Here is a 16,576-nt window from a genome sequence, read left to right on the forward strand (position 1 = left end):
CCGGAGTGTGACAGACCCGCGCCGCATGGGTCGGAGCTGAGCTGTGTCAAGGACTGCACAAGGCGCGCATTTTAGCATAAGGAACAGGCTGTCACGAATTGCCCGCCCCATCGATCAATGGTTTCGCCTCTTTTCCAAGATCTAGTACCGCCCCGCCGGGAGGATGAATGCAGCGCCTGCTGACCACGCTTGGGCGTGGCTTCAAGAAATGGATCGGCTGGAAGCGGCTGGGGATTGCAGCGAGCCTTGCGATCATCGCCTTCGCGATCACGACACTCGTGCGCACGCTGAAGGGCGTCGATGCCGGCGTCATCCTGACCGCGCTCACCGAAATCCCGCCCGGTCACATCGCCCTCGCGGCCTTGTGTGTGGTCGGCGCGTTCTGCACGCTGACCTTCTATGACTATTTTGCACTGCGAACGATTGGCAAGAAACACGTGCCCTATCGCATCGCGGCGATGAGCGCCTTCACCAGCTATTCGATCGGCCACAACATCGGCGCCACCGTGTTCACCGGCGGCGCCATCCGGTTTCGGATCTACTCCGACTACGGCCTGTCCGCGATCGACGTCGCCAAGATCTGCTTCCTGTCAGGCCTGACCTTCTGGCTCGGCAATCTGTTCGTACTCGGCATCGGTATGACCTTGCATCCGGCCGCCGCCACCGCGATGGACCAGTTGCCCCCGGCGGTGAACCAGTTGATCGCGATCGGCATCCTGGGGGCGATCTTCGCCTATCTCGGCTGGCTGACCGCCGGCAAGAACCGGCGCCAGCTCGGCCAGAACGGCTGGAAGGTGGTGCTGCCCTCGGCGCAGCTCACGCTCGTGCAGATCCTGATCGGAGTGGTCGACCTCGGCTTCTGCGCGCTGGCGATGTACCTCCTCGTCCCCGCCGCTCCGCCGATCGATTTCCTGTCGCTGTCGGTGGTGTTCATCCTCGCCACCCTGCTCGGCTTCGCCAGCCACGCGCCCGGCAGCATCGGCGTGTTCGATGCCGCGATGCTCGTGGCGCTGCCGCAGTTCGGGCGCGAGCAGTTGCTGGCCACCCTGCTCGTTTTCCGCGTGCTGTATTTCGTGATCCCGTTCGCGACGGCGATCTCCATCATGGGCATCAGGGAACTCTGGCTGAACGTCGTGAAGCCGTGGCAGGAGCGGCGCCGGCTGAACTCAGCCTGCGAGGACGAGGTCGCCGCCAAGCGCGCCGCGGCCACGGCGCCCGCCGCGGTTCCCCAGCGCATCAAGCGCCACTCCCAGCGCTGAGCAGCAATCGTCTCGCGGATGACGCGACGGTTCGACCCTCGACCGGTTGAACTCGCGTGCGATCCTCTTATTTCCGCCCCATCCCTGACGTGAATCCTTGCGCATGACCCGAATGCCCCTTCGTCCGCTGCTCGCCGCCTGCGTCCTGGCCGGCCTGCTCGCCCCTCTCGCCGCCACCGAGGCGGCCGCGCAGTTCGGCGCAGCGCCGCTGCAGATCAGCTGGGAGGTGCGCAACCGCTTCCGTCTCTTCCGGGAGGAGCGCGACTTCCTGCTGCATACCGAGAGCACGCGCGACCGCTCCATTCTCGCCGCCGAGCAGGCGTTGGCGGTGCAGAGCGACGGCCGCGGCTGGGCCCGGAACGTCGTCAACCGGCTCTGCATCGACCTCGCCGGCCGCATCAACGAGCCGTGCACGCGCGACAACGTCAAGGAAAGCTATCTCACGCCGATCGACCATCCGATCACCGTGCGCCTGACCGGCCCGGTCCCGGTCGGCGCCACCTGCGCGTGGTCGTTCGACGACGGCGACGGGCCGCAGACCTCGACATTCGACTGCGCCGAACCGGTCAACCTGCGCGTCCGCTACGGCCGCCAGACCGTCGCATCCGTCGATGTCGCCAGCCCGGAAGGCACGCAGCAGGTGTCGACCGGAATCCAGGTCCGCGACATCCTGATCGCCGGCCTCGGCGACAGCATCGCCTCCGGCGAGGGCAATCCCGACCGCCCGATCGCGCTCGCCGACGACGGCTTCTGCTTCCGCTCCTATCTCGGCGGCCCGACCGCGCAATATTATCGGCCGAGCCGGGCCGGCTTCAAAGGCGGCCGCGCCTGCGAGGCGCCGGACACGCTGCAGAACTGGCAGAAGCACAGCGCGGTCTGGCTCAACGCGGCCTGCCATCGCTCGCTCTACAGCTACCAGACCCGCACGGCGCTGGCGCTCGCGGTGCGCTATCCGCACGTCGCGGTCACCTACCTGCCGCTCGCCTGCACCGGCGCCACCATCGCCGACGGCCTGTTCGGCAGCCAGCGCGCGCGCGAATGCACGCCCGGCCGCGCCGCGACCACCTGCGCCGGCAGCGTCAACGGCCAGCTCGGCGAGCTGCGCGAGGCGCTGACCGCGGCCAAGCGTCGCCAGCCGGACCGCAAGCTCGATCTGATTCTGCTGTCGATCGGCGCCAACGACATCAACTTCTCCGGTCTCGTCGCCGACGTCATCGTCGATACGCCGACCGAACGCACGCTGTTCAAGCGCTCGGGCGTGATCGGCTCGGTCGAGGAATCGCGCAGCGAGCTGGCGCGCGACCTGCCGCAGGGTTTTGCCAAGCTGCGCGAGGCGCTGAAGCCGCTGGTCGGCGACCTCTCGCACGTCATCTACACCTCCTACGGCAACCCGGCACTGAGCGGCCCCGGCACGCCCTGCCCGGGTGGTCCGGCCGGTTTCGAGGTCCACCCATCGTTCAATGCCAATCCGCAGCGGCTCGCCAAGGTCGCGGGCTTCGTCGAGAACGAGTTCCTGCCGTCACTGCGCGGGCTGGCGCAATGTACCGCGGGAGTCCTGTGCCGCGATCCGCAGGCCGACCGCATGACCTTCGTCGATGCGCATCAGGCCGCGTTTGCCGATCACGGCTTCTGCGCCCGCTCGACGCAGGATCCGCCGTTCGACCGCGAATGCTTTTCGGCCGACGGCGCCAGCTTCGATCCGAACATCGTCAGCGCCGCCAACGAGCCGCTGCTGTGCGGCCGCGGCGCCAGCGAGTATCGTCCCTATCTGCCGCGCGCGCGCTGGATCCGCGATGCCAACGACAGCTACTTCTCGGCGATGACCTATCCGCAAGGGCTGCCGGCGGCGATGCAGCCGTCCGACATCCACGATGCGAGCTGGGGCGTGCTATCCGCGGTCTATGGCGGCGCCGTGCATCCGACGGCGGAGGGCCATGCCGTGATGGCCGACGCCGCCTTTCCGGCCGCGGCGCAAGTGCTCAACCTCGATGCGGCCGAGCCCAACGTCACCAGCCAGCCGCTGCCGCCGGCGGGCGTGGTGAGGCAGTAGTCGGCCATTCGGGTAGGGATCGCAGAGGAAGAACGGCCTGAAGCGCTCCGCTCCGCTCACCGTCTTTCGGGACGCCCCTCCGTGAGCGGGCGCTCAGGAACAAGGGCTGCGGGGCGGCGAGATCGCGGACCTCATGGTGAGTTGGGAGCGGATGGAGAGCCGGGCCGCCTTGGAAGAACGTGTCGGCCTCGCCGTCCCAACGCTCAGCGCGCAAATCGACGGCGACCACCGCCAAGCGATCCTGATTGTCGTTGTGCCCAATATGGGTTGTTCACGCACATTGCCGCGAGGCCCCGGCCTGCCCTTCGACACTGATCCCAGGACGTATAGGTGCATTCGACATAGGTGCTACCACCCCATTCCCACCTTTGTAGGCAGACAGGATAATTGGAATCATAGGTTTGAGCAGCGGCGATCGGGATCATGGAGATGGCCGCGCTCCCCGCGATGATCCAACGCAGCATCAGTATCGCTCCCTCGTCGAATTCCAACCGCTGCGGCCAATGGCCTGCACGATCACCGGCAAGCAACGCTCGAATAATCATGGAGACCTTGTCCTCGACCACGCGGTTGATCTGGATCAAGCTTTTCGCCGACGCGGTGTCCGAGATCGCGATCCCTTGTCGGCCAGGAGCGAGGACGGTCGCAGTTCGGAAGCAGTCTACTTGACTGCAGCCGGCTTCTTCATCATCGGAGGCGCCTGCTTGGTGGCGGAGCCGGTTGCCGTCGTCGCCTGCGAGGGCAGATATTTGGCGAGGATCGCAGGATCGATCTGCGCCATGTTGCTGTCCGGCAGGCGGGTCCAGGTCTCGTCCTTGCCAAACAGCGAGATGCCGAGATAGCCGTGCAGGATCAGCGTCTGCCCGTCCGGACTGACCCGCATATTGGCCTTCCAGATGTTGCCGTCGCGCGGATTGAGCACGTTGCCGCCTTCGTATTTCAGGCCCTCGCGCTTCATGTCGCGCACGAAGGAGATGCCGAGCACTGGCGCATTCTTGCGGTCATCGCTGCACTTCGAACAGACCTCGTTCGGATTGTCGCCGGGACGCGGAAACGTCTTGGCGATCACGCCCTCGAACACGCCGTCGTGGTCGATGAAGAGAAACCAGCCGACGGGCCTGCCATCCTCGACCTTCTGCCACAGACCGGCCGCGGTCGGCTCAGCCGCGAGCGCAGGCCGCGTCAGCAGAGCACCGGCAACGACGAGCGCGCCGATCGCGAGCTTCGTCACACCAGGCACCAGCCGAAGTCGGGGAAACGCATTGCGCATCATCATCTCACCTTGACCAAGTCACAAAATGAATGGCCGCACAGTACGGCCGTTTCATGCATCGTTCCAGCCCCATAACAGGTCTGGCGCGCCGGTGAAACCGGCACGCGCAGGAAACATTTCTTCACATTTGAGTTGGTCCGGCGGCGGAAGGTTCCATACCGCCGACAAATTAGTTGACGCCGAGCTTCTTCTGCAGGCTCGACGACGACGTCGTGTACTGGAACACCAGCCGCTTCTCCGGATACACGTAGCGGTGCGCCTTCTGCGCCATCAGCGCGCCCTCGTGGAAGCCGCACAGGATCAGCTTGATCTTGCCGGGATAGGTGTTGATGTCGCCGATCGCGAAGATGCCGGGCACGGAGGTCTCGAAGGCAGAGGTCTCGACCGGAATGAGATTGTGCTCGAGCGCGAGGCCCCACTCGGCAACCGGACCGAGTTTCATCGTCAGTCCGAAGAATGGCAGCATCATCTCGCAGGGGACGGTCTCGACCGCGTTGTCGTTGCCCTTGATCGTCGCAGCCGACAGCTGGCCATTGGCGCCTTCGAGCGCGGTCACCTGGCCGATGCGCAGATCCATCTTGCCGCCGGCGACGAGCGCGCGCATCTGCTCGACGCTGTGGGGCGCGGCACGGAAGTCGTCGCGGCGATGAACGAGCGTGATGCGCTTCGCGATGGGGTGCAGGTTGAGCGTCCAGTCGAGCGCGGAGTCGCCGCCGCCGACGATGACGACATTCTTGTCGCGGAACTGCTCCATCTTGCGCACGGCATAGAATACCGAGGTGCCTTCATAGGCCTCGATGCCCGGCACCGGCGGGCGCTTGGGCTGGAACGAGCCGCCGCCGGCCGCGATCACCACGACCTTGCACTCGAACACCTTGCCGGCATCGGTGGTGACGCGAAAACCGGGATCGCCGATCTTTTCGACCTTCTCGACCATCTCGCCGAGATGGAAGGTCGGACTGAACGGCTTGATCTGCTCCATCAATTGATCGGTGAGGCCCTGCCCCGTCACCATCGGCACGCCGGGAATGTCGTAGATCGGCTTCTCCGGATACAGCTCGGCGCATTGGCCGCCGACCTTGTCGAGGATGTCGATCAGATGCGCCTTGATGTCGAGCAGCCCCAGTTCAAAAACGGCAAACAGTCCGCAAGGGCCCGCGCCAATGATCAGCACATCGGTCTTGATCGCTTCGCTCATGTCGCTCTTCTCGTTGGAGGCGCCGCTCGACGGATGGCGGCAGATGGCGGTTCCGAATTTGTAGCCATTGGTGTGGTCGCAGGGAAGGCACAAAAGCCGCCCCTGGCTCGCGCGCGGCTTGCAGCGGTGGGCTTAGCCGGGTTTGAAGGGGACATGAATGATGGAGATCAATCGGTGACAGAGACGGCCCGCGGCGACCACGCGCCACGCCTGGAGGACTTTCCCTACCGCCTCGCGGACAATGTCCGCTTCGGCGACCTCGATCCCAACCAGCACGTCAACAATGCGGTCTACGCGACCTACTTCGAGACCGGCCGGGTGACCTTGATGAAAGACCCGCGCCATGGCCTGACCCAGGACGGGCTGGCCTGGATCATGGTGCGGCTGGACATGCATTTCCGGGCCGAGCTGCGCTGGCCGGGCACGATCGAACTGGGACTGGGGGTCGTGAGGCTGGGGCGCACGTCGGTGACCTGCGAGCAGGTCGTGTTCTCGGACGGGCGCTGCGTGGCGTCGGCCACCGCGGTCATGGTCCTGATCGACGAGGTGACGCGCAAACCGGCGCCGCTGACGCCGAATCTCGTTGCTGCGCTACAGCCCTGGGTCCGCCGCGGCATGGCGATCGCGCCGCCGGCATAGGCCTGGCGGCGATCAGCCGAAGCGCGGCGACGAGGGCGCGAGGCGAACGGTCAGGCCTGACGCTCGGGGGTGGCGACGACGAGGCCGTCGAGTTCGTCGGAGACCTTGATCTGGCAGGAAAGACGGGAATTCGGCCGGACATCGTAGCCGAAATCGAGCATGTCCTCTTCCATCGGGGTCGGCGGGCCGACCTTCTCGCGCCAGGCTTCGTCGACATAGACATGGCAAGTCGCGCAGGCGCACGCGCCGCCACATTCGGCCTCGATGCCGGGAATGGCGTTGCGGATCGCCGCTTCCATCACGGTCGCGCCGTTTTCGATGTCAACGGTTCGGGATTCGCCGGTATGGTCGACAAAGGTGATCTTGGCCATGTGTGCTCGTGCTGCGCAAGAAATGAGGTCGGGCTGTCCTATAACGGACCGCTCCGCTCCGCGCTAGTGCTGCCGCCGGCCGCTCAGGCCGCGCCGAGCATCTCCGAAATCGCCGCGCGGGCCTGCGCGATCGCCGTGCCGAGCCAGGCCAGCGCATCGGCCGGGTCGCCCGCCCGCAGCGCCGCTTCGAGCCCTTCCGCCGCGTCGGCGACGTCGAGCGCGCCGACGGCGCGGGCCGAGCCCTTCAGCGTGTGGGCGACGGTGGCGGCGTCCTCGGGCATCACCTGCAAGCGCTCCAGCAGGCGGACGGCCTGGCTGGAGAACATGGCGAGCACCTCGCGCTCGAGCGCGCTGTCGCCGAGCGTCATCCGGCGCAGCAGGTCCAGGCTGATCGGCCCGTCATCGGGAACCAGCGGGGGCGAGGGCATCCATTCGATCCGTGAAAGGTCGGGAATCATGGCGGCAATCCGGTCCGGGCGCGCCGCGCGCGCCTGTGGTAAGCCAAGCACGACAATGGTTAATGCATTGTTACCGGCCCAATTGCCGCGGGTTTGCCGTGATTTGGGCCCGGCTCTGCCCCAATCACGGCAGAAACGGGAATTCGCAGAACTTCTAGAGTGTTAACGGCGGCTGCTGTTAACGATGATTAAGAATCTCTTAACCACGGCCATTTCTTTCAACAGGCACAGCCAATAGGATGATGCCCGGATGGAGTGGGTCACCTGGCGGAATTTGCCACCCCTGGTGCCTGCGAGGGATGACGTCCGGTTCGAGCGTTGCGAGAGGGCACTCGTACGCGGCTCGCCGGATCGAAATTAAGACGAGGGCTCGGACTCAACATGGCGAACACTCCGAAAAAGGTCAAAGACCCGACTGAAGTTGCGCTGTCCGCCATTCAGGAGGCTTTGAACATCAGCGATTCGTCCGCGCCCACGGACTCGCAGGGCTCGGTCCACGCTGACGGGGCTCCGCCCGTCATGCCGAACGGCGTGTCCAGTCTGGATTCGTTCGACTCCCGTCCGGGCATCGACCGCAGCAGCCTTGACGAGATCGAGCCGCCGCCGCTCGCCGCGCGCCACCCGGCCAATGACGACCGCGAGACTATCGGCCAATTGCTGCAGGCGATCCAAAAGGGCCGCCCGTCACGCGGCGTCTACACGCTGGCAACCGCCTTTGCAGGCATCTGGATCGTCGGCTGCGTCCTGCTGACCATCGGCTTCCTGCCCGCTTTGCAGACCTTGATCGGCCAGAGCGGCGGCGTGCTGGTCATGGCAGGCCTCGCCGCAGTGTTCTTTGCCCCGGTTCTGCTGTTCTATTTCCTCGCGAGCCTCGCTTGGCGCGGCCAGGAGCTGCGCATGATCGCGCAGTCGATGGCGCAGGTCGCGATCCGCTTCTCCGAGCCGGAAGGCGCCGTCAGCGATTCGATCGTGACCGTCGGCCAGGCCATCCGCCGCGAGGTCGCGGCGATGGGCGACGGCGTCGAGCGCGCGATCGCTCGCGCAGGCGAGCTCGAGATGCTGGTCGCCAACGAGGTTGCGGCGCTCGAGCGCGCCTACAGCGACAACGAGGTCCGCATCCGCGCCCTGCTCCAGGACATCGCCCATCAGCGCGACAACCTCGTGGGCCAGGCCGAGCAGGTTCGGAGCGCCATCTCGGGCGTCCAGATCGACCTTCGCCACGACATCGCGCTGATCTCGGACGCGATCGCCTCGCGGGTCGACGAGGTCGCCAAGAGCATCACCGGCGCGCTGGAAGAGCGCGGCGCCCACATCACGGCCGCGCTCGGCAACGCCGGCGACAACATGATCCTCGCGCTCGGCGAGCGCGGCGGCGATCTGCTCGACCGGCTCGAAGAGGCCAGCGCCGAGACCACCCGCGCCGTGCTCGACGCCTCGGAGCGGCTCACCACCAGCCTCAATTTCAAGACCGGCCACGTCCACGACGAGTTCGCCGACCTGTCGGACCGAGTCCACGAGATGCTCAACGAGCGCATCGACCGCATCACCAGCGAGTTCGAGCAGCGCACGGCGGCCATCGTCGACGGCATCTCGGTGCGAACCGAGCAGGTTCACGACCAGCTCAAGGCGTCCGGCGAGTCCCTCCTGTTGGAGCTCGAGCTGCGCAGCGGCGATCTCGTCACCAAGATCGACGAGGCGAGCCAGCGCATGTCCGGCCACATCGTCACGTCAGGCGAGAAGGCGAGCGAGTCGCTCGATGCGACCGTCAATTCGCTGGTCGCCAAGGTCGTCAGCCAGACCGAGAGCACCCACGACACGCTGTCGATCCAGATCAGCGCCTTCGACGAGCTGGTGAAGAACCAGGGCACCGAGCTCGCCGAGCGCTTCGCACGCGACAGCTCGACGCTGGGCGCGCTGATCACCCGGCACATCACCGAGTTCGACCGCACGGTGAAGACCTATGGCGGCGAGATCGTCGAGCGCATGGGCCAGCGGACCCAGGAAATCTCCGACAATCTCAAGTCCTATGTCGATACGTTCGATACGCGGCTGTCTTCCAACAGCGGTGAGATCACGGCGACGCTGGATCAGCGGCTGAACCAGTTCGAGACCAATCTGCAGGCCCGCATCACCACCCTCGACACCTCGCTCGATGCGAAGATCAAGACCTTCGACGACAGCGTCGAGGGCCGCCTCAAGTCGCTCGAGGAGAACTTCGACAACCGCGCGACCTCGGTGACCTCGACGATCGAAGGCCGCCTCGGCACTCTGTCCAACTCGCTGACCGACGGCGCGGCGCAGGTGCTGCACGCGATCGACTCCCGGCTCACCGTTCTGACGACCTCGCTGACCGACGGCTCGGCGCAGGCGATCCAGTCGATCGATTCCCGCCTCAACATTCTGACCTCCTCGCTGACCGACGGCACCGACAAGGCGCTCGAAGCGATCGATCAGCGCATCCACAGCCTGTCGAACATCATCGACGGCCGCAGCTACGAGCTGACCGAAGCCGTCACCGCGCGCTTTCAGGACATCCATCAGGGCATCGAGACCCGCGTCGGCTCGATCGCCAAGGACATCGACCATCGCGTGTCGCAGTTCGAGGACCTGCTCGGCTCGCGCGTCGAGGCGGTGGCCGGCCGCATCGAGAGCAGCGGCCGCCAGGCGAGCGACGAACTGATGACGCGCGCCGAGCTGCTGTCCGCCAGCATCAAATCGCATGTGGAAGATGCGGAGCGGGCGCTGACCAACCTCGTGGTCAACACCAGCGAGACCATCCAGACCGGGGCCCGCTCGGCACAGCAGGCGCTGCTCAACGTCTCGACCGACGTCGGATCGCAGTTGAAGAACACCTCCGCCGAGGTCGAGCGTGCCCTGTCGAACGCAGGCAGCAGCGCGGCCGAGGCCGTCCTGACCAGCGCACGCGAGGCCCAGGCCACGCTGGTCGCGGCCTCCGGCGAGACCGCCGACCAGATCAAGTCGCTGTCGGCCGACGTCGAGCGCACGCTCACGGCGGCAGGCTCGACCACCGCAGCCTCGATCCTCGCCGGTGCGCGCGAGGCCCAGAACACGCTGGTGTCCGCCTCCTCCGATGCCGCCACCCACGTCAAGTCGCTCGCCGTCGACGTCGAGCAGGCGCTGACGGCCGCCGGCTCGGCCACGGCAGCCTCGATCCTCGCCGGTGCACGCGAGGTCCAGAACACGCTGGTGTCCGCCTCCTCCAACGCGGCCGAGCACGTGAAGTCGCTCGCAGCCGACGTGCAGCGCTCGCTGACCAGTGCCGGGACGGAAACCGCCGAAGCCATCACGGCGGGCGCCCGTGATGCCCAGCATGCCCTGCTCGCGGCATCGAGCGAAGCGGCCGAACAGGTCAAGGCGCTGACCGTCGACGTCCAGCGCTCGCTGTCGATCGCGGGGACGACCACCGCGGAAACGATCACCGGCGGCGCCCGGGAAGCGCAGAGCACGCTGATCAGCGCTTCGTCCGAAGCGGCCAATCACGTCAAGTCGCTGGCGGCCGACGTCGAGCGCACGCTCGCCGCGGTCGGAACCAGCACGGCCGCAGCGATCGTCGACAGCGCCCGCGACGTCCAGTCGAAGCTCGTCACCGCCTCGACGGAAGCAACCGAGCACGTCAAGTCGCTGGCCGTCGACGTCGAGCGGACGCTGTCGTCCGTCGGCGCCGATACCGCGAGCTCGATCCTCAACAGCGCGCGCCAGGCGCAGATGTCGCTGACCGCCACGTCAGCCGACACCGCGGCCACCCTGGTCGGCAGCGCACGCGAAGCCCAGGCGGTGCTGACGACGACCACGACCGAGACGGTCGCGGTGATCGTCGGCGGCGCGCGCGAGGCGCAGAACCTGCTGACCGCCACCTCCACCGACACCGCGGGCCAGCTCAAGGCGATGTCGTCGGAGATCGAGCGCGTCATCAATTCCGTCGCGGCGAACACCACCGATGCGATCCAGAGCAGCGCGCTCAATGCGCAGAGCGCGCTCGTCGCCGCCTCCAACGAGGTCTCCACGCGGGTCAAGTCGACCTCGACCGAGATCGAGCGCTCGGTGCTCGCCGCCGGCAACTCGTTCGGCTCGGCCATGACCGGCAAGACCGACGAGATCGTCACCTATGTGCAGCAGCAGAGCGAGCGGCTGTCGCAGATGCTCGACGGCAAGCGCGGCACCCTTGTGGAGGCACTCAACTCGAAGACCAACCAGCTCACGATCGAGATCGATCGCGTCACCACCGACGCGCTGAAGGCGATCGAGGTCCGCGGCCAGAACTTCGCCCAGAGCGTCAATGGCAACGGCTCCGAGGTCGCCCGCACCATCACCTCGGCGGGAGAGCTCGCGACCACCGCGATCACCAAGTCGCTCAAGGAGCTGGAGCAGGCCTCGCGCGCGGCGATCGAGCAGTCGCGCCAGGTCTCGGTGGCTGCGGTCACGGAGATGCAGGAGACGAGCAAGATCCTGCGCACCGACACGGTCGCCCTGTTCGAACGTCTGCGCGAGGGCAACATCCTGCTGCAGGAGGTCCTGACCGGCGCCCACGACAACCTCAACTCGCTGGAGCGGGCGCTGGTCACCCGGGTGGCCGACTTCGTCACCGCGATGAACGACGTCACCGCGCGCAACGGCACCGCGACGCAGACGCTCGAGGACCAGCTCAACGTGTTCAACTCCAAGACGTCGCGGGCGCTGGAGGATCTAAACTCGCTGTCCGGCCAGTTCGACGCGCATGGCAAGGCGCTGATCGAGGCGGCGGCCATCGTCGAGCAGAGCAACCGCGATGCGACCGTCTCGATCTCGGATCGCAAGACGACGCTGGAATCGCTGGTCACCACCATCGATCTGCGCACCGCCGATCTCGACCAGCGTCTGACGCGCTTCACCACCCTGCTCGACGAGTCCTTGGCGGCCGCCGAGGAGCGCGCCCGCGACATCGCCCGGGTCGTGGCGGAAACGGCGGGGGCCGGCTCGACCGCGCTCAGCCGCCAGTTCGAGGCCATCCGCGCCAACGCCGAGGAGGAACGCCGCCTCACCACGTCGCAGATGCAGGAGATCTACCAGCAGAGCACGCAGGAAGCCGATGCGATGTTCAAGCAGTCGGCGGAGAAGTTCGCCACGCTGGTGTCGAGCATGAAGCAGATGACCGCCGAGATGCATCGCGAGCTCGAGGCGACGCGCAACGAGCTGCGCCGCGGCGTGCTGGAGATGCCGCAGGAGGCCGCCGAGAGCACGGCGCAGATGCGCAAGGTCATCGTCGACCAGATCGAGGCGCTGGCCGAACTCAACCGGATCGTCGCGCATCACGGCCGCGGTCTCGACGTGGTCAGCGCGTCGCGTCCCGCCGCGGTCGCGGCGCCAGCGGCCGTGATCCGTCAGGAAGAGCCGATCGTCGCCGCAGCCGTCGGCGGCCGGCCGGACATGCGCCTGCGCGAGCCGGCTGCGACCAGCGTCGCCAACCTGCCGCCGCCGGATCTCGGCATGCAGCCGCCGGCCCCGCCGCCGCAGCCACGCCGGGTCGAGGCGCCGCCGATGGGTCCGGTCGCCGATCAGCGCAGCGACAACTGGCTGTCCGACCTGCTCAACCGGGCCGACAACAGCACCGCCGGCCAGCCCCAGCCGCCGCGTGGCCGCGGTCCGGCGCAGCAGTCGGGCAATCCGCTGGAGTCGCTGTCGCTCGACATCGCACGGCTGATGGACCGCAATCTCGCGGCCGAGATGTGGGACCGCTACCAGCGGGGCGAGACCAAGGCGTTCTCCAAGCGTCTCTACACCCCGGCCGGCCAGAAGGCGTTCGACGAGGTCGCCCGCAAGTACCGCGCCGACCGTACCTTCAAGCAGACGGTGGACCGCTACATCACCGAGTTCGAGCGGCTGCTCGACGAGGTCGCACGCGACGACCGCAATCCGCAGGCGCTGCGTGCCCAGCTCACCTCGGAGACCGGGCTGGTCTACACCTTGCTCGCCCACGCCGCCGGAAGGCTGGCGTGACGGGAGCAGCGAACAGCGACTAGCGGATGGCGAGGAGCCGACCGCGATGAGAATAGAGAACGGAGGCCGCGAGGCCTCCGTTTCGCTTATCGGGGTCCAGTGAAGCGTTTTCGGATTTGCCCGTCGCCGGCCCGACCGGCACGGCAGCCGTCGTTGCAGGCGCCCGGGATGCCAGTCAGCATGAGACGGGACAATGCCAAGCCGAGCGTGGAGCAATCGGTGCATCGCCGCGGAGGGCACCGAGGCGCTGCCTCTCGCTACGCCCTGCGCCCGCCCGCCTCCCTCACCGCCGCCCGCTGGTGGGCGCCGCGGGCGCGGGCTGCGAGGCCTGGGCGTTGCTCGGGCTGGCGTTGCTGGCCCCGAACAGGACCCGGGTCGGATTGCGGTCGAAATTGTTCACGGCGCGGCTGATGTCGGACAGCGTGCGCCGTCCATCGGCCATCAGCGCGCCGGAGCGCTTGTCCAGATCCTCGGCGAGCTCCCGGATCGATTTCACCGTCAGGAACAGCTCGCCGCCATCCTTGCCGCCGGCCAGCGTGTTGAGACCGAGCATCAGGGTATCGGCCTTGCCCATGATGCCGTCGACACGGCTCATGACGCCATCGATGCGCTCGGAATTGCGGGCCAGCGACTGGGTGAACACCTCGAGATTCTTGATCGAGTTCTTCACGGCGTCCTGGTTGTCCGCGACCACCTTGTTGATGTTCTGTAAGGTGGCTCGGATCGCTTCGGTCACGTCCTGCAGCCGGGTCGGATCGGCACGCAGCACCGGCACGCCATCCTCGTCGAGCGGCGGCGGCGGCGCAGCCTCCTCGCCGCCCTTCAGCGAGATCGCGGCGACGCCGGTCAGGCCCTGGAACTCGAGCCCGACCAGGGTGTCCTTGCGGATCGGTGCGTTGTTCTCGACCATCGCCAGCGCGACGACGCGGCGCGGATTGTCGAGCTTGACCGAGATGACCTCACCGACCCGGATACCATTGAAGTTGACGCTGCCGCCGTTGCGCAGACCCGCGGCCGGACCCTCGAACACGACCCGCAGCGGGCTGCGCTGCTTGGTCGTGTGCAGGCTCTGAAACCAGAGGACAAATCCGATCGCCGCGGCAATCACAGCCAGCGTGAACGACCCGATCAGGACGTAATTCGCCCGCGTTTCCATTACCAACTCCGGTACCGGCACGTCGCGGTGGTCATCCGGCCCCCGCTTCCGTGCACTGTCGGTTGGCGCCGGACAGCGGCACCCACCCCATCAACTTTGTCGCGGCAGTCCCCACTCCCGCTCACAAAAATCGTCCCTGGGGCGCGTCGCGCTACCCCATCACGGCTCGGGCACGCTTGCCGTGGAAATACTGTCGGAGCCACGGATGTTCCGAGGCCTGCATGTCGGCCATCGATCCCGCGGCGATAATCTTGCCGTCGCCCAGCACGGCGATGCGGTCGCACGCCGTATACAGGCTGTCGAGATCATGGGTTACCATGAAAACCGTCAGTCCCAAAGTGCGCTGCAGGGTCCGGACGAGCTCGTCGAAATCGCCGGCGCCGATCGGGTCGAGCCCCGAGGTCGGCTCATCGAGGAACACCAGCTCCGGATCGAGCGCGAGCGCGCGTGCCAGCGCCACGCGCTTGATCATGCCCCCCGACAGCTCGCTCGGGAAACGATCAGCAACATCGGGCCGCAATCCGACCATCACCAGCTTTGCGATCATGATCTCGTCGAGCAGACGCTGCGAGACCTTGAGATACTCCCGGACCGGGAACTGGATGTTCTGCCGCACGGTGAGCGAGGAGAACAACGCGCCCTGCTGGAACAGCACGCCCCAGCGCCGCTCGACGGCGCGGCGGCCGGCACGATCGGCGGCGTCGAGATCGACGCCGAACACCTCGATGTTGCCCGACAGCTTCGGCACGAGGCCGATGATGGTGCGCGTCAGCACCGACTTGCCGGCGCCGGATGGACCGACGAAGCCCAGGATCTCGCCGCGCTTGACGTCGAGGTCGAGCCCGTCGAGCACGCGCGTCTTGCCGAACTGCACGGTAACGTCACGCACGCGGATGATCGGATCGGAGACCTCCTGCGTCATCTCAGCTCACATCCCGACCGCGGCGAAGAAGATCGCGAACACGCCGTCCATCACGATGACGAAGAAGATGCCCTTCACCACCGACGAAGTGGTGTGGCGCCCCAGCGACTCGGCACTGCCCTGCACTGCCAGTCCTTCGACGCAGGCGACGATCCCGATCACCGCCGCCATCACCGGCGCCTTGAGCAGCCCGACCTTGAAATGATCGATCGAGATCGCATCGCGCAGGCGCAGCAGGAAGGCCTCGGGATCGACGCCGCCATAGAACCAAGCCACCAGCCCACCGCCATAGAGCGCGGCGATGTCGCCGAGGAAGGCCAGGATCGGCAGTGCGATCACCAGCGCGAGCATGCGCGGCAGGATCAGGACCTCGATCGGATCGAAGCCCATTGTGCGCAGCGCGTCGATCTCCTCGCGCATCTTCATCGAGCCGAGCTCGGCCGTGTAGGCGCTACCCGACCGGCCCGCGATCATGATCGCCACCAGCAGCACGCCGATCTCGCGCAGCACCAGCACGCCGAGCATGTCGACGACGAAGATGTCGGCGCCGAACCTTCGGAAATGGAAGATGCCCTGCTGAGCGATGATGCAGCCGATCAGGAAGGTGATCAGCACGATGATCGGCACCGCGCGCCAGCACACCTGCTCGAGATGATGGATGGTCGAGGTCAATCGGAAGCTGCGGGGATGAATGAGGACCCGGCCGCTGGCGACGATCACGGCGCCGAGCATGTCGATCAGCGCGGCGATCGTGCCGAAGATGCCGGCGACACTGAGACCGATCTGGCCGAGCATGCCGGTGATGGTCACCATCGTCGCGTCGCCATTGGGCGCGGTGCTGACGCGTCGAACCTCGTCGACCAGGCTGGCGTAGTTCGCAGAGAGCCCATCGATCCGGACCTCGACGGTTCCGGTCGTGAAGCTGCGGCGCAGCCGCTCGATCAGCCAGGCACCGAACGTGTCGAGCTTGGAGACTTGGGAGACGTCGATGGAGACATCGATCTTCTTGCCGGCGAGCTTTTCGGCATCGGCGACGAGCCGTTCGAGCGACGGCGCAAAGGGCGCAGTCCAGGCGCCGGTCGCGCGCAGCGACAGCGCGTTGCCATCGCCACTGCGCTGCAAATCAGGGCCGCCCTTCACGACGGCCATCCTCGGAGCCTTGGACGTCCGCTCCTTGACGAGAAAAATCCCACCGCGTCGCTACCACCTTGCCGGAGACCACTATCAACAGCCATAGTCGGTCAGATCGCGCAAGT

General features: G+C 66.6%; 12 protein-coding genes. 4 read left to right on the plus strand and 8 right to left on the minus strand.

Annotated elements, in window-relative coordinates:
- Positions 1-167 precede the first annotated feature (167 nt).
- Positions 168-1,259 (plus strand): lysylphosphatidylglycerol synthase transmembrane domain-containing protein, encoded by a 1,092-nt coding sequence (locus tag ACQR13_RS21750; RefSeq protein WP_315712684.1) that lies wholly within the window; start codon positions 168-170, stop codon positions 1,257-1,259.
- A gap of 103 nt (positions 1,260-1,362) precedes the next feature.
- Entirely contained in the window at positions 1,363-3,309 is a 1,947-nt protein-coding gene (locus ACQR13_RS21755; protein WP_315753161.1) for a hypothetical protein, read from the plus strand.
- A gap of 203 nt (positions 3,310-3,512) precedes the next feature.
- Here the strand turns inward: ACQR13_RS21755 and ACQR13_RS21760 are convergent, their stop codons facing one another.
- From ACQR13_RS21760 to ACQR13_RS21770, 3 genes are all read right to left on the minus strand, one after another.
- Positions 3,513-3,893: a DUF3551 domain-containing protein gene (locus ACQR13_RS21760; RefSeq protein ID WP_315753162.1), complete on the minus strand. Its 381-nt coding sequence runs from the start codon at positions 3,891-3,893 to the stop codon at positions 3,513-3,515.
- 77 nt (positions 3,894-3,970) lie between these two features.
- A complete protein-coding gene (locus ACQR13_RS21765) occupies positions 3,971-4,579 on the minus strand; it encodes a DUF2147 domain-containing protein (protein ID WP_316167239.1) in 609 nt (202 codons plus the stop codon).
- 172 nt (positions 4,580-4,751) lie between these two features.
- Positions 4,752-5,780 carry an NAD(P)/FAD-dependent oxidoreductase gene (locus tag ACQR13_RS21770; RefSeq protein WP_315712687.1) on the minus strand — a complete coding sequence of 343 codons (1,029 nt, stop codon included), beginning with the start codon at positions 5,778-5,780 and terminating at the stop codon, positions 4,752-4,754.
- Between the two features lie 174 nt (positions 5,781-5,954).
- Here ACQR13_RS21770 and ACQR13_RS21775 point away from each other — a divergent pair, with 174 nt between their 5' ends.
- Positions 5,955-6,419, plus strand: a complete 465-nt coding sequence (locus ACQR13_RS21775; RefSeq protein ID WP_315828161.1) for an acyl-CoA thioesterase — start codon at positions 5,955-5,957, stop codon at positions 6,417-6,419.
- A gap of 50 nt (positions 6,420-6,469) precedes the next feature.
- Here the strand turns inward: ACQR13_RS21775 and ACQR13_RS21780 are convergent, their stop codons facing one another.
- Together ACQR13_RS21780 and ACQR13_RS21785 are read right to left on the minus strand one after the other, a co-directional pair.
- The gene (locus tag ACQR13_RS21780) at positions 6,470-6,790 is read right to left on the minus strand and encodes a 2Fe-2S iron-sulfur cluster-binding protein (protein ID WP_172115065.1); all 321 of its coding nucleotides are present in this window, start codon (positions 6,788-6,790) and stop codon (positions 6,470-6,472) included.
- A gap of 83 nt (positions 6,791-6,873) precedes the next feature.
- Positions 6,874-7,248: an Hpt domain-containing protein gene (locus ACQR13_RS21785; protein WP_315753165.1), complete on the minus strand. Its 375-nt coding sequence runs from the start codon at positions 7,246-7,248 to the stop codon at positions 6,874-6,876.
- Between the two features lie 381 nt (positions 7,249-7,629).
- Between ACQR13_RS21785 and ACQR13_RS21790 the strand changes: the two genes are divergently transcribed.
- Positions 7,630-13,242, plus strand: a complete 5,613-nt coding sequence (locus ACQR13_RS21790; protein WP_434863234.1) for a methyl-accepting chemotaxis protein — start codon at positions 7,630-7,632, stop codon at positions 13,240-13,242.
- 283 nt (positions 13,243-13,525) lie between these two features.
- On the opposite strand, the gene ACQR13_RS21795 is transcribed toward ACQR13_RS21790, so the two are convergent.
- The 3 genes from ACQR13_RS21795 to ACQR13_RS21805 form a co-directional block, all read right to left on the minus strand.
- Entirely contained in the window at positions 13,526-14,398 is an 873-nt protein-coding gene (locus ACQR13_RS21795) for an MlaD family protein (protein ID WP_315753167.1), read from the minus strand.
- A gap of 151 nt (positions 14,399-14,549) precedes the next feature.
- On the minus strand, positions 14,550-15,320 hold the full coding sequence (locus ACQR13_RS21800; RefSeq protein ID WP_315753168.1) for an ABC transporter ATP-binding protein: 771 nt from the start codon (positions 15,318-15,320) through the stop codon (positions 14,550-14,552).
- 6 nt (positions 15,321-15,326) lie between these two features.
- Entirely contained in the window at positions 15,327-16,460 is a 1,134-nt protein-coding gene (locus ACQR13_RS21805; RefSeq protein WP_315713623.1) for an ABC transporter permease, read from the minus strand.
- Between the last annotated feature and the right edge of the window lie 116 nt (positions 16,461-16,576).

Origin of the sequence: Bradyrhizobium sp. HKCCYLRH3059 (assembly GCF_051168035.1) — a bacterium.
Lineage (GTDB): Bacteria > Pseudomonadota > Alphaproteobacteria > Rhizobiales > Xanthobacteraceae > Bradyrhizobium.